The organism is Aeromonas sp. S5(2024), assembly GCF_041403025.1.
GTDB lineage: Bacteria > Pseudomonadota > Gammaproteobacteria > Enterobacterales > Aeromonadaceae > Aeromonas > Aeromonas hydrophila.
The window spans coordinates 66,644-84,945 of the sequence record NZ_JBGLRI010000008.1 but is presented as its reverse complement, the minus strand read 5'-3'; the positions used below and the strand labels follow the sequence as shown (position 1 = coordinate 84,945).

Sequence of the window (18,302 nt, the reverse complement as noted above, 5' to 3'; positions counted from 1 at the left end):
CTCTTCCTTTAGGTTTCCCCTTCCCAATCCTTTGGGGTGTCCTTTAGCCATCATGGCCTGACGAGTCATCCTTTCCCGTCGCACTTTCTCCGTCCTGGGAGGTGTCCTTTACCACATCCTGTGGTGAGTCCATTTGCCCAACCCTGGCAGCCAGTCTTCCTGACCGACTTCATTGCGTCCGTGCAGGAGTAACTATAAGGATTTCACGGGGCACGACAACGGTAGATTGAAAAACGTTTTTACGCATCTCGTTACGAAGGAAACTTGTTTCGATATATTTCATTTTAAATCAGTGGTTTGGTTTGTTTGTGTTCAGGTTTTTGATCCTATCTTCCGACTATCGCGAGAGATTTTTCGGCGCTTTGCTCACGAGGTGAATGGCGAATGTCTCACACCCCGTTTAACCGGGGTTCAGAAAGGGATAAGGGGAGCAGATCGTGGGGAGCTGGGGGCGATAATACGTGTCACTAGCGTCGTGTCAGTTGTGTTCCTGCAGCCGTTCATAGATGGTTTGGCGCTCTTCCGGGCTCAAGGAGGAGAAGTAATGGGTAAACAGACGCAGCAACAGAGATTTGTTCATGCCATCCTGCTGGGTCAGGCTGCCAAGCTCATCGATAGCAGTGGTACTCAGTGAAAAGGTCGCTTTTTTGTAGCTGGGTTTCAGGTGTTCACCATTCTCGATGAAGGCGAGTGCAGTGAGGGCTTCCTCCCGATGCAGATTCAGTTCCAGGCTGACAACCTTGGGTTTGCCCTTGGCGTAGAAGTCAGCATCTTCGATGAACTCGTCAATGGTGAACTTCTTCTGATGATGCAGATTGTGTTTCTTCTTCAGGTCGGCAAGGCCCATCTCACACCCCCAGCTCCAGAAACTCCTTGGCGATGGCCCGGATCTCTTCGGCCGATTTGCCATCCGGTTCTATTTCCATCACCGACAACCCCTTCTCCTCGCTGTCGTCGTAGACATTGCGGCCATAGGTAATGGAGTTGAGTACGTCGACACCGAAGGAAGAGCACACCTCCTTGGCCTCCAGGATCCGTTTCACCTGGTTGGGGAGGGCAGGGCACTGGGTCAGCACCACGGCCGCCCGCAGGCTGGGGTTGACCATCTTGCAGGTGGTGATGAGGTCTTCCATGTGCGGCAAGGTCTTGAGGTCGCGGCGTTTGGGGCGCAGCGGGATCAGGGCGTGGGTGGCAACTGCCATGGTGGAACGCAATGCCCGGTTGTCCTGGCCGCCGCAATCGACAATGAGATAGTCATAGCGGTTCTTCAGGCTGAGCAGGTCGTTGCGGATGTTGCCGTAGAGCTGAACACAATTTATCTGGGGCAGGTCCGGATTGTCATTGCGCTCCTGGATCCAGTCCGAGGTGGTGCGCTGTGGATCGCAATCGACCAGCAACACCTCGCCATGAAACTGGGTCCTGAGGTAAACCGCCAGATTCTGGGCCAGGCAACTCTTGCCGCTCCCCCCTTTTTCGCCACCGACCAGCAGGATCATGACCGTCTCCTATCCCTATGAAAAACAGCTGCATTGAGTATAGGAGGGGGTTGGGCCATGACAAGCCAAGAGGAGGTGGCCTCCTCTTGGGCTCTCACTCTCAGTAGTGCTGGCTGCCGCCATACCACTGACAGACATAGGCCGGCACCAGCATCTGGGGAGCCTTATCGACCTGGCATACCACCAGCGGCATGGCCGGCGCCCCTTCTGCACTGACCAGTGCTGGGGTCATGGGCAGCAGCAGGCTTGCAAACAACAGCAGTGATTTGATCTTCATGGTTAGCTCCTTGGTGATAAAACGGGTGTGATCCTGATCACTTTCTGAGTTAAGCCGAGGTGGTTGGTGACGCAAGGTGCTGAAATAAATTCAACTAATGAAAAAAGTTTGAAAAGAGCCGATGGCAGGCGTCCTGAAAAATGAGCGGCCAAGATGCGGGCTGGGTGCATATCCATATAAATGATGAGCCGGCAGGTGCGCCGCAGCGGGCCTGCGCGAGCGGGTTAGACGAGATGCCATGATCTGGGACAACAAACAGATTATTCAGTGAGCAGGCAGGCAATGACTATTTATTTCCCCGTATCACCGCTTTGAAATCTCATAAAATTCATTTTTTTGCATATTAAATTCAATGAATGTTGATTTTGTTTTTATCTCTATGAAATTGAAGGTTTTTTGTTTTTCTATATATCCCTTAGTAGATATATCGGATGAATGAAATAAGAAGAAATATGAAAAATTCACGATGAAAAGTGCGTATTTAAACGAAGGTAATGAATGGGAGATTGTCAGTTCTGTTATCCCTATCAAAGAATAAACCGTGATTTTATTCAGTTATAAGTGAATGTGATCAATGTCTAAGTTTGGTGTGATTCGCAGGTCTAACCTCGGTCTCGAAAGGCAAGGGCAGGATAGAACACAAGCCGATTACCCTACATAAAGAATATCCCGCCTTAGCCACGAGCATGAATAGAAGGAATCTATTCAATCACTCGCAGGGACCACTGCTAGACGGAATATAATCATGAGCAAATTTTATGTAGGTTCTGAAGTTGGCCAATTGCGCCGTGTCATGTTGCACCGCCCCAACCTCAGTCTGAAGCGTCTGACTCCTTCCAACTGCCAGGATCTGCTGTTTGATGACGTCCTGTCAGTTGAACGTGCCGGTCAGGAGCACGACAAATTCGCTCAGGTACTGCGCGATCAGAATGTCGAAGTTTTCCTGCTGACCAATCTGCTGGCCGAAACCCTGGACGTGCCGGAAGCCAAAACCTGGCTGCTGCAACATCAGGTCTCCGACTATCGCCTCGGCACCTCCTTTGCCAACGACGTGCGCTGCTTCCTGGCAGACATGCCGCACCGTGAATTGGCCCGCATTCTTTCCGGCGGCCTGACCTACTCCGAGATGCCCTACAGCGGCGTCAACATGGTCGTCGGCATGCACGCCCCGACCGACTTCATCATCGAGCCGCTGCCCAACCACCTTTTTACCCGTGACACCTCCTGCTGGGTCTATGGTGGCGTTTCCATCAACCCCATGGCCAAGGCCGCCCGTCGTCGCGAGACCAACCATGTGAAGGCCATCTACCGCTGGCACCCGCAGTTCGCCGGTCAGGACTTCATCAAATACTTCGGTGATGAAGATCGCGACTACGACAACTCCACCATCGAGGGGGGTGACGTGCTGGTCATCGGCCGCGGTTCCGTGCTCATCGGCATGTCCGAGCGCACCACACCGCAAGGGGTCGAACACCTGGCGCGCGGCCTGTTCAAACACGGCCAGGCCAAGCAGGTCATCGCCATGCAACTGCCGAAACACCGCAGCTGCATGCACCTCGATACCGTCATGACCCACATGGACATAGACACCTTCTCCGTTTATCCGGAAGTCATCCGCAAGGATGTGAACTGCTGGAGCCTGACTCCGGGCGGCGCCACCGGCATGAACATCAAGGAAGAGGGTTACTTCGTCACCGCCATTGAGAAGGCACTGGGTGTCGATCAGCTCAAGCTCATCACCACAGGTGGTGACACCTTCGAGGCCGAGCGCGAGCAGTGGAACGATGCCAACAACGTGCTGACCGTGCGTCCCGGCGTGGTGGTGGGTTACGAGCGCAATACCTACACCAACGAGAAGTACGACAAGGCAGGCATCACAGTGCTGCCCATCCCGGGTGAAGAGCTGGGACGTGGTCGCGGCGGCGCCCGCTGCATGAGCTGCCCGATGGAACGCGACGGCATCTAACAAGACGGCGTGGCGCCGGCAAGAGGCCGGCGCCACAGATACCAAGACTCGAGAGTAACACTCATGAAAAAACCAACTGTCGTCGTCGCCCTGGGTGGCAATGCTTTGCTCCGTCGTGGCGAGCCGCTCGAAGCTGACATCCAGCGCAAAAACATCGCCACCGCGGCCAAGACCATCGCCCTGATCGCTCAGGAGTACAACGTGGTGCTGGTGCATGGCAACGGCCCACAAGTCGGTCTGCTGGCCCTGCAAAACAGTGCCTACACCAAGGTATCCCCCTATCCGCTGGATGTGCTGGGTGCCGAGTCTCAAGGCATGATCGGCTACATGCTGATCCAGGAGCTGAAAAACCTGATGCCGAGCCGCAACGTCACCGCGCTGCTGACCCAGGTGCAGGTTGATCCCAAGGATCCGGCGTTTGCCAATCCGACCAAATTTATCGGCCCCGTCTACGAAGAAGCGGAAGCCCGCACCCTGGCGACCGAGAAGCACTGGGTGGTCAAGGCTGACGGCAAGTTCTTCCGCCGTGTAGTGCCGTCCCCGCTGCCCCAGCGCATCGTCGAAGGCGACGCCATCGAAACCCTGATCGCCCAGGGTCACCTCATCATCTGTACCGGTGGTGGTGGCATTCCGGTGACCTGGGATGGCCAGAGCCTGACCGGCATCGAAGCCGTCATCGACAAGGACATGTCAGCCGCCTACCTGGCCAAGCAGATCAAGGCCGACGCCCTGCTGATCCTGACCGATGCTGATGCCGTCTATCTCGACTGGGGCAAACCGACCCAGCGTCCGCTGCGGATCACCAGCCCGGACGAGCTGGCCGGGGTCAAGTTCGATGCCGGCTCCATGGGGCCGAAAGTCGAAGCCTCCTGTGAATTTGTCAAAGCTACCGGCGGCATGGTCGGCATCGGTTCGCTGGAAGATGGCCTGGCCATCCTCAAGGGCGAAGCCGGTACCAATATAGTCGCCACCCGTACCGTGAATGCATAGTTACAAATCTGTACTGAAGAATGCGTAGTCAACACTACTGCCTAAATTGGTCTGAACAAATATAGAGAGAACTCATCATGGCTTTTAATCTGCGTAACCGTAACTTCCTGAAACTGCTGGACTTCACCCCGCGCGAAATCCAATACATGATCGATCTGGCCATCGACCTGAAGAAAGCCAAATACGGTGGCTATGAGCGTAAACACCTGACCGGCAAAAACATTGCCCTGATTTTCGAGAAGACCTCCACCCGCACCCGTTGTGCGTTTGAAGTGGCGGCCTTCGACCAGGGCGCGCAAGTCTCCTACCTCGGCCCAAGCGGTTCCCAGATCGGTCACAAGGAGTCCATGAAGGACACCGCCCGGGTACTGGGTCGCATGTATGACGGCATCGAGTACCGTGGCTACGGTCAGGAGATCGTGGAAGAGCTGGGTGCCTACGCCGGTGTACCGGTCTGGAACGGCCTGACCAACGAATTCCACCCGACCCAGATCCTGGCCGACTTCATGACCATGCTGGAGCACGGCAAGGGCAAACGTCTGGATCAAATCAAGTTCGCCTACCTGGGTGATGCCCGCAACAACATGGGCAACTCCCTGATGGTCGGTGCCGCCAAGATGGGCATGGACATCCGCCTGGTTGCGCCGAAAGCCTTCTGGCCGGAAGAAGAGCTGGTTGCCAAGTGCCGCCTGATCGCCGAAGAGACCGGCGCACGCATCACCCTGACCGAAGACGTCAAAGAGGGTGTGCTGGGTACCGACTTCCTCTACACCGACGTCTGGGTTTCCATGGGTGAAGCAAAAGAAGCCTGGGATCAACGCGTCAAACTGATGACCCCGTATCAGGTCAACATGGATGTCATCAACGCCACCAAGAACCCGGATGTGAAGTTCATGCACTGCCTGCCGGCGTTCCACAACGATGAGACCACCATGGGCAAGGAAGTGGCTGACAAATATGGCATGAAAGGCCTGGAAGTGACCGAGGACGTGTTCGAATCCGAGCACAGCATCGTGTTCGACGAGGCCGAAAACCGGATGCACACCATCAAGGCAGTGATGGTTGCTACGCTGGGCGACTAAGGTCGCAGTAGTGGTGCCGGGGGGTGACCCCCGGCTTTTCGACCATGTGACAGCGGCATAATACCTCTAACCCTACGACCCGCAGCCTGCATGGATACCACACCCACAGAAGGAAGCTGGACCATGACCAAATTCAAGTTCCCGTCAGCCTACACGATACTGTTCGTGCTGATCGCCCTGGTGGCCGCCCTGAGCTGGATAGTGCCGGCCGGCAAATATGAAATGACCATGAACGAAGCCCTCGGCAAGGAAGTGCCGGTGGCTGGTACCTACAAACTGGTGGAGGGTAATCCCCAGGGGATCGTCGACGTGCTGCTGGCACCTATCGACGGTCTTTATAACCATGACACCTATCAGGCAGGCGCCATCGACGTCTCCCTGTTCATCCTGATCATCGGTGGTTTTCTTGGCATTGTGACCAAGACCGGTGCCATCGATGCCGGTATCGAGCGTGTAACCGACCGTCTGCGCGGCCGGGAAGAGTGGATGATCCCGATCCTGATGGCGCTGTTCGCCGCGGGCGGCACCATCTACGGCATGGCCGAAGAGTCGCTGCCGTTCTACACCCTGCTGGTGCCGGTGATGATGGCCGCTCGCTTCGACCCGGTCGTGGCTGCCGCAACCGTGTTGCTGGGGGCCGGTATCGGTACCCTGGGTTCCACCATCAACCCGTTCGCCACCGTGATTGCCGCCAACGCGGCCGGTATCTCCTTCACCGACGGCATCTGGTTGCGCGTCGCCATGCTGGTTGCCGGCTGGCTGCTGTGCGTGGCCTATGTGATGCGTTACGCCAAGATGGTGCGCAACGACCCGAGCAAATCCCTGGTGGCTGACAAGTGGGAAGAGAACCGCGCCCACTTCCTCGGCAACAAGAGCGACCAGATGCTGGAGTTCACCCTGACCCGTAAAATCGTGCTGGGTATCTTCGTCGCCGCCTTCGCCGTGATGATCTACGGGGTGGCCGTGCTGGGCTGGTGGATGGCGCAGATCTCCGGTGTGTTCCTGGCCGCTGCCATCATAGTCGGTGTCATCTCCCGCATGAGCGAAGAGGAACTGACCTCCAACTTCATCGACGGTGCTCGTGACCTGCTCGGCGTCGCCCTCATCATCGGTATCGCCCGCGGTATCGTGGTGGTGATGGACAACGGCATGATCACTCACACCATACTGCACAGCGCAGAAGGGATCGTGACCGGCCTCTCCACCGTGGTGTTCATCAACGTGATGTTCGTGCTGGAAGTGGTGCTCTCCTTCCTGGTGCCGTCCTCCTCCGGCCTAGCCGTGCTGACCATGCCGATCATGGCGCCGCTGGCCGACTTCGCCAATGTGGGCCGCGAGCTGGTGGTCACCGCCTATCAGTCCGCCTCCGGCCTGGTGAACCTGGTGACCCCGACCTCCGCCGTGGTCATGGGGGGTCTGGCGATTGCCAAGGTGCCTTATGTACGCTGGCTGAAATGGGTGGCCCCGCTGCTCGGCCTGCTGACCGTGCTGATCGTGGTCTGCCTGAGCCTGGGTGCAGTGCTCTGATCCACCACGAAGAGAAAGCTGAAAACGGGAGCCACTGGCTCCCGTTTTTTATGGCTGACTCATGACGACTCAAGTCGTGGGGAGGGGAGAACGGATGAGGATGAACTGCCTTGGCGAAGATCAGCTGCAACAAAAAGGCGACCTTCTGGTCGCCTCGATCTCTTCATGGGAGAGGGCTTAGCGGGCTTGGGCCAGGGTGCGCACCACGGCAGCGTGGGCCTGACGGGTACGGCTGATGTGGCGCGGGGCAACCAGCACCACGTCGTTGCCGGCGACGGCGCCCATGATCTCGGGATTGGCGTTGCGATCCAGCAGGCGGGCCACCACGGTGGCGGCACCCGGGGTGGTGTGGATCAGCACCATCTGCTGGTTGTGCACCACTTCGCGCACCATGTCGTGGATTGAGCGGGTACTGCCGGCGGGCTCCAGCTGCTCGTCCACCAGGGTGTAGACCTTCTTGCCGTTGGCGTTCTGGGCCTTGGCCACGCCGAGCCGGCGCAGCAGACGGGAGATGGTGGACTGGCTGATGTCGGCGAAACCGCGCTCCGACAGCTCGCGCCGGATCTCCTCCTGGGTGCTGTAGCAATGCTGGCCGATGATCTGGCGACAGGCATCCAGCTGGGCCAGATCGGGCTCTTGTTCCACGGGACGACTGAGGGTTTTGACCACGGCGAATTCCTTTGATGATGACCGACGGTAAACGCTCGATATCTGCCGCATTCGCTGAATATCAGCAAAAAATACTGGCAATCAATGCACTGGCAGGAAATGAGCGGGAATAGCTCTGTTTGGATGGCAAATTATAACCAACTGGTTATTTGGTGATGTGACAGGGGTCAAAAATGGGCCCCTTGGGGCCCACCTGGATATCTTTTGAGTCTGGCTATCAGTAGCGTTCGCTGACGATGTCCTGGGTGAAGGACTTCTCGCAGTACTTGCACTTCATCCGCACCACGCCTTTCACCTCCCGCACCCGGAAGTAGCTGTCCACCGGCTCGTTGTGGGAGATGCAGTTGGAGTTGGGGCAGTGGAACACCCCGGCGATGAACTCCGGCAGCTCCAGCTGGTGTTTCTTCACCACGGCGAAGTCTTCGATGATGTTGACGGTCGCCTTGGGGGCGAACAGTGCCAGCTGGTTGGCCTGCTGCTCGGTCAGGCGGGTGTTCTCGATCTTGATGAGATCCTTCTTGCCCAGCGCGCCGGATTTCAGGTTGAAACCGACGGTGATGCGCTCCTGGGTCTCGATCAGCTGGAACAGCTTGAGGATCTTGATGCCCTGGCCGGCGGGGACGTGGTCGATGACGGAGCCGTGACGGATGGCTTCGACTTGCAGTTGGTTCTTCTCGGACATGATATACCCCTTTCCCTTAGACGGTTTCGTTCAGTACCAGAGCCAGCAGCGCCTGGCGTGCATAAACCCCGTTCTCCGCCTGCTGGAAGTAGTAGGCGTGGGGCGTCTTGTCGACCGCGACGTCGATCTCGTCGACGCGGGGCAGGGGGTGCAGGATCTTCATGGTGGGCTTGGCGCCTTCCAGGGTGGCCACTTCCAGCACGAACTTGGCGGCCATGTGCTTGTATTCGGTCTCGTCGAAGCGCTCTTTCTGGACCCGGGTCATGTAGAGGATGTCGAGCTCCGGCATCACCTCTTCCATGGTCTCGTGCACGCTGAACTGGATGCCCTTCTCTTCCAGCTCCTCGCAGATGTAGTCCGGCATCGCCAGCGCTTCCGGCGAGATGAAGAAGAAGCGGCAGTTGAACAGGCTGAGGGCCTGGGCCAGCGAGTGCACGGTGCGGCCGTACTTGAGGTCACCGACGAAGGCGACATTGAGGCCGTCCAGCTTGCCCTGCGTCTCGTGGATGGAGAAGAGGTCGAGCAGGGTCTGGGTCGGATGCTGGTTGGAACCGTCACCGCCGTTGATGACCGGTACCCGGGAGAATTCGGAAGCGAGGCGGGCGGCGCCCTCTTTCGGGTGACGCATCACTACCGCATCGGTGTAGGAGCCGATGATCTTGATGGAGTCGGCCAGGGTCTCGCCCTTCTTGGCGCTGGTGTTGCCACCGTCGGCGAAGCCGATGATGTTGCCGCCCAGGCGCTGGACCGCGGTCTCGAACGACAGGCGGGTACGGGTGGAAGCTTCGAAGAAGCAGCTGGCAACCAGCTTGTCTTTCAGCAAGCGGGTGTCGGGCTCGGTCTTCAACCGCTGTGCGGTTGCGACCACCAGTTCCATGTCGGGCCGGGTCAGGTCCGAAATGGAGATGACATGTTTCTTATAGAGTGGATTGGTCATCGTCTGCATTCCCTTTGACATCAATGAAGGTTTTTCGGGCACAAAAAAAAGCCCCTGAAACAGGGGCTTTTTTTAAAAACAATTGGGGATCTGTGGGTCGGGAACCGGAAACAACGGGGCCGCTCTGGTGCGCTCCACCCGTCTGCAAGGCTGTTTTTTTCAGCAAAAACTGCATCGTCCTGTCCTGACCTTTTTTCAAACCGGACAGATTATAGAGTCGCATTTTGAATTGTCAAAAATTTATTTCAAAGGCAAGATTTGCACTGAAAAACGTTTAACTGTCGTGAACTGGCCGGCAAACCCACACCTGGTGTTCGGCCTGCAAGGGCTGCGCATCTTCGGCCATGCTGCGCAGATAGGCGAGTCTGTGGTGCCCCTCCAGCAGACAATAGGGTTGTGGCAGCGGGTGACCGTCCGGGTAGCTGCTGCCTGCTGCCGATGCCAGCACTATGATGGGTTCGGACCAGGTACCCTGGCTCAGCATGTACTCCCCGAGCCAGGATCGACGGACGTAACGGTTGTGTCTCAGCATCTCGCCCCAGCGTTCGACCACCTCCATATGGCGGGAGCCGGTCTGCTCGATGATCCTGGCGGTGGGCCAGCTTTCACACTCGAACTGGTGGTGGGCGAGATCGATAAAGCTCCAGTTGGATTCAAAACCGCGCCAATGGCGGTAAATCCACTGGGAGAGCACATTGTCGGGAATGAAGGGCACCAGCGGGGCGACCCGTGCCAGATAGTCCGGCAGGCCCTCGGTTTTGCTCTCATCCCGGAAGTTGAGCGGTGCAAGTTGTTGAAGTAACCGATAATTGAGCATGAGCAGCCTCCTCATTGCCTGGCCACCTCTTCACCCTACCCCCATTGCCGCTGCTTTCCTACCCAAACAAGGCTGTAAATACAGCGAGTTACCCCCTTTGGCTGCAAAAAGTAACCAGATCTGCTCGTCCTTTGTGCAATCGCACCGAAAGTGAGAAAAAAGCCTTTACCTTTGATCCCGGCTTTGTATAATTCGCCTCGTTTGTTGCAGGGGCGTAGTTCCAATTGGTAGAACAGCGGTCTCCAAAACCGATGGTTGCGGGTTCGAGTCCTGCCGCCCCTGCCATTTTTTAGAGAAGCCAGCTCATTGAGCTGGCTTTTCGCTTTTCCGGGCCTCCCGTTTTTTCCCACCGTCCCTTGTCCCGCCTGCTGTAGCAGGGCGTTCCCTCCCGTTGTACTCGTTCGTCCCGACCGCTAGTCGTTGTTGCGCCGGTTTGCCCTGTCGTTTCTGGCAATCGTCCCGCTGCGCTCCCTGTGCTACATAACAGGGTCGGTACCCTGGCATGCCGTTGGCAGGCCGGCACTCAATGCTCAAGCCGTGGATTGTGGGCGTGAACATCAGCTGAGGAGAGCGAACCATGAACAAGGCAGTGGAAACCCGATTGAACAAGTCCCGTCCCGGTGGCTGGATCCCCCGTGATGGCGCCCATATCGAGCGCTGGATCCGGCGGATCAAGCACTACGTGACCCAGCAGCCGCGGGCGCTGGTGCCACCCATCGCCGAGCTGCGGGATCTGGTCCATGCCGACCCTGCGCTGCATACCCAGGCCGAAGCCATGTTCAAGGAAGCCTGGCGCCACAAGCACCTGACCCCGCTCGGTCAGCCGGAGGTACGCTCGTTCGAGGAGTTCCTGGGGCTGCTCAACGGCATCATGACCACGGCGCCCGAGGCGTATCAGGACATCCCCAGCCACGAGCCATCAGGTCTCATCGGCTTTCCCATCAATGCCCTGCTCGACTGGCCCATGGCCACCCAGTCCGGCTATCACTTCTTTGCCAACGCCCTGATCAACCAGCAGTTCAAGAAGATCCTCGACTACTGGGCCCGGTTCCTGCAAAGCCCGGCGTCTCGCTATGTGTTGAATGAACCGGTCAGCCGGCTGGATCAGGAGACCCTGGTGGTGCCCTGGCTCGGCAAGGTGGCCAAGGCCGAGATGGTCAAGGTGGCGAACGAGGCGGTCGGGGAGGGGCCCAACCCCACGCCGGGCAGCTTCGAGCAGATCTTCGAGTGCGAGCCGGCGGCCGAATACCACGGGTTCAGCTGCTGGGACGACTTCTTCACCCGCCGTTTTCGGGCCGGGGTGCGGCCGGTATCTGCGCCGACGGATGACAGTGTCATCGTCAACGCCTGCGAGTCGGCGCCACTGCAGGTACGCAAGGAGGTGAGCCGCAGCGATCAGTTCTGGCTCAAGGGGCAGCCCTATTCGCTGGACAACATGCTCGATTTTGACGATCTGGCGCCCCGTTTCGAAGGCGGCACCGTCTACCAGGCCTTCCTCAGTGCGCTCAGTTACCACCGCTGGCACAGCCCGGTGAGCGGCACCATCCGCAAGGTGCGCATCGTCAACGGCACCTACTATCTGGAAAACCAGTTCGAAGGCTTTGCCGACCCGCAGGGGGCGGATCCCAGCGCCCCCAACAATTCCCAGCCGTTCCTCACCTCGGTGGCGACCCGGGCACTCATCTTCATCGAGGCCGACAACCCCAGAATCGGTCTGATGTGCGTGGTGCCGGTGGGGATGGCCGAGGTGTCGAGCTGCGAGATCACGGTGCAGGCGGGGGATCGGGTGCAGAAGGGGGATCCGCTCGGCATGTTCCACTTCGGCGGCTCCACCCACTGCCTGCTGTTCCGCCCCGGCGTCAGGCTGGAGTTCGACTTCCATGGTCAGACCCCCGGGCTGGATGCGACCAATATGCGGCTCAATAACGCCATCGCCCGGGTTAAGTAGTACCGTCACTGAATAGTAAAAGGCCGCCCTAGAGGCGGCCTTTTACTATTTACTTGTGATATCCGTTTACTTGTTTCTTAAAAGCATCGCTTGTATTGTCGTTTGGAATTGAAACCAGATGAGATTAATTTAGCATGACTGATTTGGACAGGTTTATTATTGAATTGGATAGAGTGAAAACACTGGTTCATTTTTATGATGAACTTTATGGTAGTGATGAAACAATAAACGTTCTTAATAAACTATCCCCACAAGGAATCCAAATAATTCAGCGTTCTTTGCATGATGACATTTTGATGTCAATAGCTCGCGTACTATATGATGGCCAATGCTATAAATATAAAAAAATCAAATATGAATATTTCAGTTTATGTAACTTGGTTAATTCCTATGCGCATTTATTGGATGATGAACTCAATATACATAGGGACGTGATAAGGGAAATCAAGGAGTCTATCAACATAGAGGATTACAGGAATCTTGTGTTGGCACATGCAGATAAATCAGTTTATGTGGGAAGGGAAACCCATCCCAAGCACGGCTTAAGCAGTGCGACCTTGATTGAGTTGCTTACAGAAACAAGGCAGTTAGCATTTGGGATTAGGTACAAGTTGATGTTGCAAAATGGTGAAAATACACTGCCAGTCTCAGATGGCCGCGTATATAGAAATGGCATTGGGGCTAATATGATTAGAAAGCTGAAAGCCTTAACCGAAAAGAGTGAACAAAAATAAACCAGTTTATTATCAGTATCACCCTGCATTATAGCTATGTAATACAGGGTGATATTTGCTGCGCTATTAGCTACTCGCAATTTTACTCTTCAGGGTTTCCACCAGCCGCTGGTGGCGGGCTGGGAGCGGCCACTCGGCGCGGTAGATCAGCCAGAGGGTGTCGATCACCTCGATCCGGCTCTGGAGCACCCGGATCTTCTCCTGTTGGGCAAAGGCGGTGACGGCGAAGCGGGGCAGCACGGTAAAGCCAAGGCCACGGGCGACCGGCTCCAGGATCAGGCCGATCTGGTTGGTAAAGCCGCGCAGCGGGATCTCGTCGAAGCGCCGGCCGGGGTAGCGCCGTCCCAGCAGGCGTTGTGCCATGCTGCGGCCATCCGGGTGATCGATAAAGCCGAGCTGGCAGAGGTGCTGCCAGCTCTGCTCCTCGCCATCGTTGGGCACCACCAGACAGAGGGGCTCGCGGGCGAAGGGCTCGGCGGCGATGCTGGGGTGCTCCGGCGGTTGATCCACCAGTCCTAGATCGCTGCGCCCTGCCAGCACCGCCTGCACTATGTCGGGGGTGGGGGCAAAGCGGTGCTGGATGGTGAGTCCGGGGTGCTCCTGTTGCTGGTCGAGCAGCAGGGGATAGAGCAGCAGGCCAATGCTGCCGGGGGTGCTGAGGGTGATGGCGCCGCGGTGAGGATCGTCGTCAGAGAGACGGGCTCGCAGCTGTTCGGCGGCCTGCTCCTGCTGGCGGGCAAAGTCGAGCAGCACCAGCCCGCGCGGGGTGAGCTCCAGCAGACGAGGCTTGCGCAGCAGCAGGGGGCCGAATTCGGCCTCGAGGCGCGAGATATGCTGACTGACGGCGGCCTGAGTGAGATCCAGCCGATCGGCGGCACGGGTAAAACTGCCGGTTTCATGCACCACCACCAGAGTGTGGAGCCAGAGTGGATTAACCATAAATTTAATTTATGCATTTCATTAGTTTGGCCTTATTTTTCATTATGTCTCTTCTTCCTATCATGTCACCTGTTTCCCACACACAATTTCAAGGTGACTTATGACTTACCCGCGCAACTTCTCCCACATCGGCATCACGGTGACTGACCTCGACAAGGCAGTCGAGTTCTATACCAAGGTGATGGGCTGGTATCTCATCATGCCGGCGACCACCATCAGCGAGGATGACTCCGCCATCGGCGTGATGTGCAACGACGTGTTTGGCCCGGGCTGGGGCTCCTTCCGCATCGCTCACCTCTCCACCGGCGACAAGATCGGCATCGAGCTGTTCGAGTTCCCCAACAGCGAGCAGCGCGACAACAACTTCGAATTCTGGAAGACCGGGGTGTTCCACTTCAGCGTGCAGGATCCGGATGTCGAGGGGCTGGCGGCGCGCATCGTCGCGGCGGGCGGCAAGCAGCGGATGCCGGTGCGCGAATACTATCCGGGCGAGAAGCCCTACCGCATGGTCTACATGGAAGACCCCTTCGGCAACATCATCGAGATCTACAGCCACAGCTATGAGTTGACCTACTCCGCCGGTGCATATCAGGAGTAAGTGACAGGCCGCCTAAGGGCGGCCTGCTGCTTTGTTGTTGCGATGGTCAGCAGCATGGAATAGCGATCCAGTAATGACGAGTAGCGGGTTCTGTTGTTGATAGATGTAAAAATACTGGGATTCACTAAAGTCTGTTCAGCATGTGGCCGATAGCCTTGATTAAATAAGGGTCTCTCCCTGGCCCGTCACAACAACAAGGATCCGTAGTCATGACACTTTCGTTGCGCGGCAAGCTGCTGGCCACCAGTCTGGGGGTGGTGCTGCTGATGGCCTCACTGCTCGGCATCGTTGCCTTTCACACCCTCAAATCCCGCACCATGAGCGCCATCCAGAGTGAGGCGGTCAACTATGGTCACGCCTACTCGGTCGCCATCGGCGACTGGATGGCGGATCGCAAGAACACGGTGCACGCGCTGGTGAACCTGATCGCCGACAATCCGCAGGCCGAGTTGGTGCCGCACCTGAAGCAGGCCTACACCTCGGGCGGCTTCGGCCTCACCTACTTTGGCTCGACCCAGGGGGTGATGACCCGCCAGGATCCCTCCCTCAACACCGGCAACTATGACCCGCGCGAGCGCCCCTGGTATCAGGATGCGGTGAAGGCGGGGCAGCTCATCGTCACTGCCCCCTATGTCAGCGTCACCATGCAGAAGCTGGTAGTAACCCTCTCCGAGCCGGTGCTGCATCAGGGTGAGCTGGTCGGCGCCGTGGGGGCCAACCTGGCGCTCGACAAGCTGATCGACGAGGTGCTGGCGATGCAGGTGCAGGGCGAGGGGTACGCCATGCTGCTCGACAGCAGCGGTCTCATCGTCGGCCATCCCAACAAGGAGCTGGCGCTCAAGCAGATAGCGGAGCTCTCCCCTGACCTGTCGGCGGCCACCTTCCAGCAGTGGGGCCGTGAGAACAACGAGCTGCACGCCGCCACCCTGGACGGGCGTGATGTGCTGCTGGCGGTGCAGCCGGTGGCGGGCACCGACTGGCTGCTGGCCATGGTGATGTATCGCGACGTGCTGGAGGCGCCGCTCGCCTCCCTGCTGTGGCAACTGGTGGGGCTGACCCTGGTGCTGATGCTGATGTTCAGTGCCCTGCTCACCGCCATGTTCAAGTATCTGTTTGCCGATCTGGGCCGGGTGGCCGGCGCATTGCACGACATCGCCCACGGCGAGGGGGACCTCACGGTGCACATCAACACCCGCAGCAAGGATGAGGTGGGTCAGCTGGCGGAGAGCTTCAATCAGTTCGTGGCGCGGCTGCACGGCATCGTCAGCCGGCTGCGGGACGTCACCGTCGAGCTGGCGGCCCAGTCCCGCGCCCAGGCAGCCGGGGCCCAGTCCCGCAGCCAGCGGGTACGCCAGCAGCAGGACGAGATCGTGATGGTGGCGACCGCGGTGACCGAGATGGCCTCCGCCACCCAGGAGATCGCCGGCAACGCCGAGTTTGCCGCCACCACCTCGGGCGATGCGGTCAAGCTGGCGGTCGCCGGTCAGTCGCAGGTCGGCCAGAGCCAGCGCAGCATCACCGGGCTCGCGGACGAAGTGGCGGACGCCAGCCAGATCATCGTGGAGCTGGATGCCCACGCCCAGAAGATCAGCGGCATTCTGGCCACCATCAGCGGTATCGCCGAGCAGACCAACCTGCTGGCGCTCAACGCCGCCATTGAGGCAGCCCGGGCCGGCGAGCAGGGCCGCGGTTTCGCGGTGGTGGCGGACGAGGTGCGGGTGCTGTCGCGCCGTACCCACGACTCCACCGACGAGATCCAGCAGATGATCGAGACCCTGCAGCAGACCACCCGTCGGGCGGTGAGCGGCATGGAGACCAGTCGCCAGCTGGCGGGTACCAGCGTGGAGGACGCTGAGTCCGCCAACCTGAGCCTGGGGCAGATCAACGAGGCGATCGGCGCCATCAGCGACATGGCGACCCAGATTGCAGCGGCGGCCGAAGAGCAGACCTCGGTCACCAGCGAGATCAGCCGCAACACCGAGAATATCCGCCACGTCTCCCAGGAGCTGGCCGAGCAGGCCAATCAGGAGGCGGCGCAGGCGGCCGAGCTGAAGGGGCTGACCGAGCGACTGGAGCAGGAGATCGGTCGCTTCCGGCTCTGATCATCAGGCGAACGTCCATGAAAAAGGGCAGCCTGCGGGCTGCCCTTTCTTGTTTTGCGACAGGCTCAGGGGGTCTGCTTGACCCAGATCAGCTGATCGGTGGCAAAGCCCAGCGATGCCGCCTTGGCGACCAGCGCATCCACGTTGGCCTTGGGCGGATTGGGTGAGCGGGCGAGGATCCAGAGGTAGTCGTGGTTGTAGCTGGTCACCAGCGAGAGCTGGTAATCGGGATCCAGCTCGATGACGTTGTAGCCGCCGTAGAAGGGGCCGAAGAAGCTCACCTTGAGCCGTGCCTCGTCCGGTTTGTCGACGAAGTAGGCCTTGCCCTCGGCTTCACGCCAGCTGCCATCGCTCTGCTTGCCGCGGTTGAGCACCTTGACCCCGCCGTCGTCCCGCAGGCTGTAGGTGGCGCTCACCTGCTCCAGTCCGCGCTCGAAACCGTGGTCGAGGCGGGCGATCTCGTACCAGGTGCCGAGGTAGCGGTCGAGTTGGAAGCCGGTAACGGGGCGGATGCCGTCGGCGAGGCCGGTACAGGCCGTCAGCAGGCAGGCGGTGAGCAGGCAAAGCAGTGCACGCATGAACAATTCCTCTCTGGTTATCCCTCTATGATGCGCAACTGGCCTTCCCGGAAGCGGGAGGCCTGATCCATCGGCGTGCTGCCGAAGAAGCGCTTGTACTCCCGGCTGAACTGGGAGTTGCTCTCGTAGCCGACCCTGGTCGCCGCGGTGCCCGCCTTGATGCCGTCGTGCAGCATCATCATCCGCGCCTTGTGGAGGCGAAACGACTTGATGTACTGCAGCGGCGAGGTGGCGGTGACCGCCTTGAAGTGGTGGTGGAAGGCTGAGACGCTCATGTTCACCTCCCGCGCCAGCTCCTCCATGGTCAGGTTGTCGGCGTAACGCGACTCTATCATACGCAGCACCCGGGCAATCTGGCCCACATGGTTGTGGCGATTGGCGAGTGCCTGCAACGCCGGGCCTCCCCCTTCGTGCAGGGCGTAGAACAGCATCTCCCGCACCGTCTGCGGCCCCAGCACCCGGGCGTGGTGGGGCTTGTCCATCAGATCGATCAGCCGCTCGGCGGCGCAGAACATGGCCTCCGACAGGGGCACCGAGTGGACGCCGCTCTTTTGCTGGGTGGGGGCGGGCAGGGCATCCCCCAGCTCCAGCAGCAACTCCTGCAGGGTGACCAGGTTGATCTCGAGGGAGAAGCCGATGAGGGGTTGCTCGGGGGAGGCGAAGCACTCGCACTCGCAGGGCAGCGGCAGGGTCATCAGCAGGTAGTGGTTGGGGTCGTAGCGAAACACCTGGTCCGCCAGATAGCCCACCTTGTGCCCCTGCAGGATCACTATCATCCGCGGCTGATAGAGCACAGGGGTGCGGCCGTGGTATTCGGTGGTGTAGATGAGGCTCACCTGATCCACTGGCGAGGGAGTGATGCCGGGGGCAGTGACGTGACGAGCCAGCTTGGCTGCGAGATCGGTGTAGCGGGTCTGCATGGGATGCTCTTGGGTTCTGTTTTGGCTGCTTTGTAGGAAT

The 18,302-nt window shown here is 58.7% G+C and carries 19 protein-coding genes and 1 tRNA gene; 9 read left to right on the top strand and 11 right to left on the bottom strand.

Translation table 11 applies throughout. The annotated features are described in order from the left end of the window. Window positions 1-478: 478 nt before the first annotated feature. From ACB032_RS15755 to ACB032_RS15745, 3 genes are all read right to left on the bottom strand, one after another. Window positions 479-847 (bottom strand): CopG family transcriptional regulator, encoded by a 369-nt coding sequence (locus ACB032_RS15755; protein WP_011707758.1) that lies wholly within the window; start codon window positions 845-847, stop codon window positions 479-481. A 1-nt stretch (window position 848) separates the two neighbouring features. Next, window positions 849-1,496, bottom strand: a complete 648-nt coding sequence (locus ACB032_RS15750) for an AAA family ATPase (protein ID WP_011707757.1) — start codon at window positions 1,494-1,496, stop codon at window positions 849-851. A gap of 100 nt (window positions 1,497-1,596) precedes the next feature. Further along, on the bottom strand, window positions 1,597-1,773 hold the full coding sequence (locus ACB032_RS15745) for a hypothetical protein (RefSeq protein ID WP_017409769.1): 177 nt from the start codon (window positions 1,771-1,773) through the stop codon (window positions 1,597-1,599). A gap of 745 nt (window positions 1,774-2,518) precedes the next feature. On the opposite strand from ACB032_RS15745, the gene arcA reads away from it, so the two are divergent. The 4 genes from arcA (at window position 2,519) to ACB032_RS15725 (ending at window position 7,338) form a co-directional block, all read left to right on the top strand. Then, window positions 2,519-3,739, top strand: coding sequence for an arginine deiminase (gene arcA / locus ACB032_RS15740; protein ID WP_011707755.1), 1,221 nt, complete (start codon window positions 2,519-2,521; stop codon window positions 3,737-3,739). 63 nt (window positions 3,740-3,802) lie between these two features. Beyond that, window positions 3,803-4,729, top strand: coding sequence for a carbamate kinase (arcC, locus tag ACB032_RS15735; protein WP_073352119.1), 927 nt, complete (start codon window positions 3,803-3,805; stop codon window positions 4,727-4,729). 77 nt (window positions 4,730-4,806) lie between these two features. Next, on the top strand, window positions 4,807-5,811 hold the full coding sequence (gene argF, locus ACB032_RS15730; RefSeq protein ID WP_017409770.1) for an ornithine carbamoyltransferase: 1,005 nt from the start codon (window positions 4,807-4,809) through the stop codon (window positions 5,809-5,811). A 123-nt stretch (window positions 5,812-5,934) separates the two neighbouring features. Next, a complete protein-coding gene (locus ACB032_RS15725) occupies window positions 5,935-7,338 on the top strand; it encodes a YfcC family protein (RefSeq protein WP_011707752.1) in 1,404 nt (467 codons plus the stop codon). A 177-nt stretch (window positions 7,339-7,515) separates the two neighbouring features. Here the strand turns inward: ACB032_RS15725 and ACB032_RS15720 are convergent, their stop codons facing one another. The 5 genes from ACB032_RS15720 to ACB032_RS15700 form a co-directional block, all read right to left on the bottom strand. Continuing rightward, window positions 7,516-8,007, bottom strand: coding sequence for an arginine repressor (locus ACB032_RS15720; protein ID WP_016352302.1), 492 nt, complete (start codon window positions 8,005-8,007; stop codon window positions 7,516-7,518). Between the two features lie 217 nt (window positions 8,008-8,224). Further along, window positions 8,225-8,689: an aspartate carbamoyltransferase regulatory subunit gene (gene pyrI, locus ACB032_RS15715; protein ID WP_011707750.1), complete on the bottom strand. Its 465-nt coding sequence runs from the start codon at window positions 8,687-8,689 to the stop codon at window positions 8,225-8,227. A 16-nt stretch (window positions 8,690-8,705) separates the two neighbouring features. Continuing rightward, complete coding sequence (gene pyrB, locus ACB032_RS15710; protein WP_371138280.1) at window positions 8,706-9,626, bottom strand: aspartate carbamoyltransferase; 921 nt, start codon at window positions 9,624-9,626, stop codon at window positions 8,706-8,708. Continuing rightward, complete coding sequence (locus ACB032_RS15705) at window positions 9,607-9,801, bottom strand: hypothetical protein (RefSeq protein WP_123785055.1); 195 nt, start codon at window positions 9,799-9,801, stop codon at window positions 9,607-9,609. The genes pyrB and ACB032_RS15705 overlap by 20 nt, the downstream gene beginning before the upstream one ends. Window positions 9,802-9,900: 99 nt before the next feature. Next, window positions 9,901-10,443 (bottom strand): hypothetical protein, encoded by a 543-nt coding sequence (locus ACB032_RS15700; RefSeq protein WP_371138279.1) that lies wholly within the window; start codon window positions 10,441-10,443, stop codon window positions 9,901-9,903. Between the two features lie 208 nt (window positions 10,444-10,651). On the opposite strand from ACB032_RS15700, the gene ACB032_RS15695 reads away from it, so the two are divergent. The 3 genes from ACB032_RS15695 (at window position 10,652) to ACB032_RS15685 (ending at window position 13,125) form a co-directional block, all read left to right on the top strand. Further along, window positions 10,652-10,728, top strand: a tRNA-Trp gene (locus tag ACB032_RS15695). A 292-nt stretch (window positions 10,729-11,020) separates the two neighbouring features. Next, window positions 11,021-12,391 (top strand): phosphatidylserine decarboxylase family protein, encoded by a 1,371-nt coding sequence (locus ACB032_RS15690; protein WP_371138278.1) that lies wholly within the window; start codon window positions 11,021-11,023, stop codon window positions 12,389-12,391. Between the two features lie 134 nt (window positions 12,392-12,525). Beyond that, on the top strand, window positions 12,526-13,125 hold the full coding sequence (locus ACB032_RS15685; RefSeq protein WP_371138277.1) for a hypothetical protein: 600 nt from the start codon (window positions 12,526-12,528) through the stop codon (window positions 13,123-13,125). Between the two features lie 66 nt (window positions 13,126-13,191). Here the strand turns inward: ACB032_RS15685 and ACB032_RS15680 are convergent, their stop codons facing one another. Beyond that, window positions 13,192-14,064: a LysR family transcriptional regulator gene (locus ACB032_RS15680; RefSeq protein ID WP_371138276.1), complete on the bottom strand. Its 873-nt coding sequence runs from the start codon at window positions 14,062-14,064 to the stop codon at window positions 13,192-13,194. 100 nt (window positions 14,065-14,164) lie between these two features. Between ACB032_RS15680 and ACB032_RS15675 the strand changes: the two genes are divergently transcribed. Together ACB032_RS15675 and ACB032_RS15670 are read left to right on the top strand one after the other, a co-directional pair. Next, window positions 14,165-14,662, top strand: a complete 498-nt coding sequence (locus ACB032_RS15675; protein WP_371138275.1) for a lactoylglutathione lyase family protein — start codon at window positions 14,165-14,167, stop codon at window positions 14,660-14,662. A gap of 209 nt (window positions 14,663-14,871) precedes the next feature. After that, a complete protein-coding gene (locus ACB032_RS15670; protein WP_371138274.1) occupies window positions 14,872-16,764 on the top strand; it encodes a methyl-accepting chemotaxis protein in 1,893 nt (630 codons plus the stop codon). A 65-nt stretch (window positions 16,765-16,829) separates the two neighbouring features. On the opposite strand, the gene ACB032_RS15665 is transcribed toward ACB032_RS15670, so the two are convergent. Both ACB032_RS15665 and ACB032_RS15660 read right to left on the bottom strand, forming a co-directional pair. Continuing rightward, window positions 16,830-17,342, bottom strand: coding sequence for a lipocalin family protein (locus tag ACB032_RS15665; RefSeq protein ID WP_016352297.1), 513 nt, complete (start codon window positions 17,340-17,342; stop codon window positions 16,830-16,832). Between the two features lie 17 nt (window positions 17,343-17,359). After that, complete coding sequence (locus tag ACB032_RS15660; protein ID WP_371138273.1) at window positions 17,360-18,262, bottom strand: AraC family transcriptional regulator N-terminal domain-containing protein; 903 nt, start codon at window positions 18,260-18,262, stop codon at window positions 17,360-17,362. Window positions 18,263-18,302: the final 40 nt, after the last annotated feature.

Coding starts and splice junctions, on each gene's coding strand:
- ACB032_RS15755 (WP_011707758.1), bottom strand. CDS start 847: ATGGGCCTTGCCGACCTGAAGAAGAAACACAATCTGCATCATCAGAAG.
- ACB032_RS15750 (WP_011707757.1), bottom strand. CDS start 1,496: ATGATCCTGCTGGTCGGTGGCGAAAAAGGGGGGAGCGGCAAGAGTTGC.
- ACB032_RS15745 (WP_017409769.1), bottom strand. CDS start 1,773: ATGAAGATCAAATCACTGCTGTTGTTTGCAAGCCTGCTGCTGCCCATG.
- arcA (WP_011707755.1), top strand. CDS start 2,519: ATGAGCAAATTTTATGTAGGTTCTGAAGTTGGCCAATTGCGCCGTGTC.
- arcC (WP_073352119.1), top strand. CDS start 3,803: ATGAAAAAACCAACTGTCGTCGTCGCCCTGGGTGGCAATGCTTTGCTC.
- argF (WP_017409770.1), top strand. CDS start 4,807: ATGGCTTTTAATCTGCGTAACCGTAACTTCCTGAAACTGCTGGACTTC.
- ACB032_RS15725 (WP_011707752.1), top strand. CDS start 5,935: ATGACCAAATTCAAGTTCCCGTCAGCCTACACGATACTGTTCGTGCTG.
- pyrI (WP_011707750.1), bottom strand. CDS start 8,689: ATGTCCGAGAAGAACCAACTGCAAGTCGAAGCCATCCGTCACGGCTCC.
- pyrB (WP_371138280.1), bottom strand. CDS start 9,626: ATGACCAATCCACTCTATAAGAAACATGTCATCTCCATTTCGGACCTG.
- ACB032_RS15705 (WP_123785055.1), bottom strand. CDS start 9,801: ATGCAGTTTTTGCTGAAAAAAACAGCCTTGCAGACGGGTGGAGCGCAC.
- ACB032_RS15700 (WP_371138279.1), bottom strand. CDS start 10,443: ATGCTCAATTATCGGTTACTTCAACAACTTGCACCGCTCAACTTCCGG.
- ACB032_RS15690 (WP_371138278.1), top strand. CDS start 11,021: ATGAACAAGGCAGTGGAAACCCGATTGAACAAGTCCCGTCCCGGTGGC.
- ACB032_RS15685 (WP_371138277.1), top strand. CDS start 12,526: ATGACTGATTTGGACAGGTTTATTATTGAATTGGATAGAGTGAAAACA.
- ACB032_RS15680 (WP_371138276.1), bottom strand. CDS start 14,064: ATGGTTAATCCACTCTGGCTCCACACTCTGGTGGTGGTGCATGAAACC.
- ACB032_RS15675 (WP_371138275.1), top strand. CDS start 14,165: ATGACTTACCCGCGCAACTTCTCCCACATCGGCATCACGGTGACTGAC.
- ACB032_RS15670 (WP_371138274.1), top strand. CDS start 14,872: ATGACACTTTCGTTGCGCGGCAAGCTGCTGGCCACCAGTCTGGGGGTG.
- ACB032_RS15665 (WP_016352297.1), bottom strand. CDS start 17,342: ATGCGTGCACTGCTTTGCCTGCTCACCGCCTGCCTGCTGACGGCCTGT.
- ACB032_RS15660 (WP_371138273.1), bottom strand. CDS start 18,262: ATGCAGACCCGCTACACCGATCTCGCAGCCAAGCTGGCTCGTCACGTC.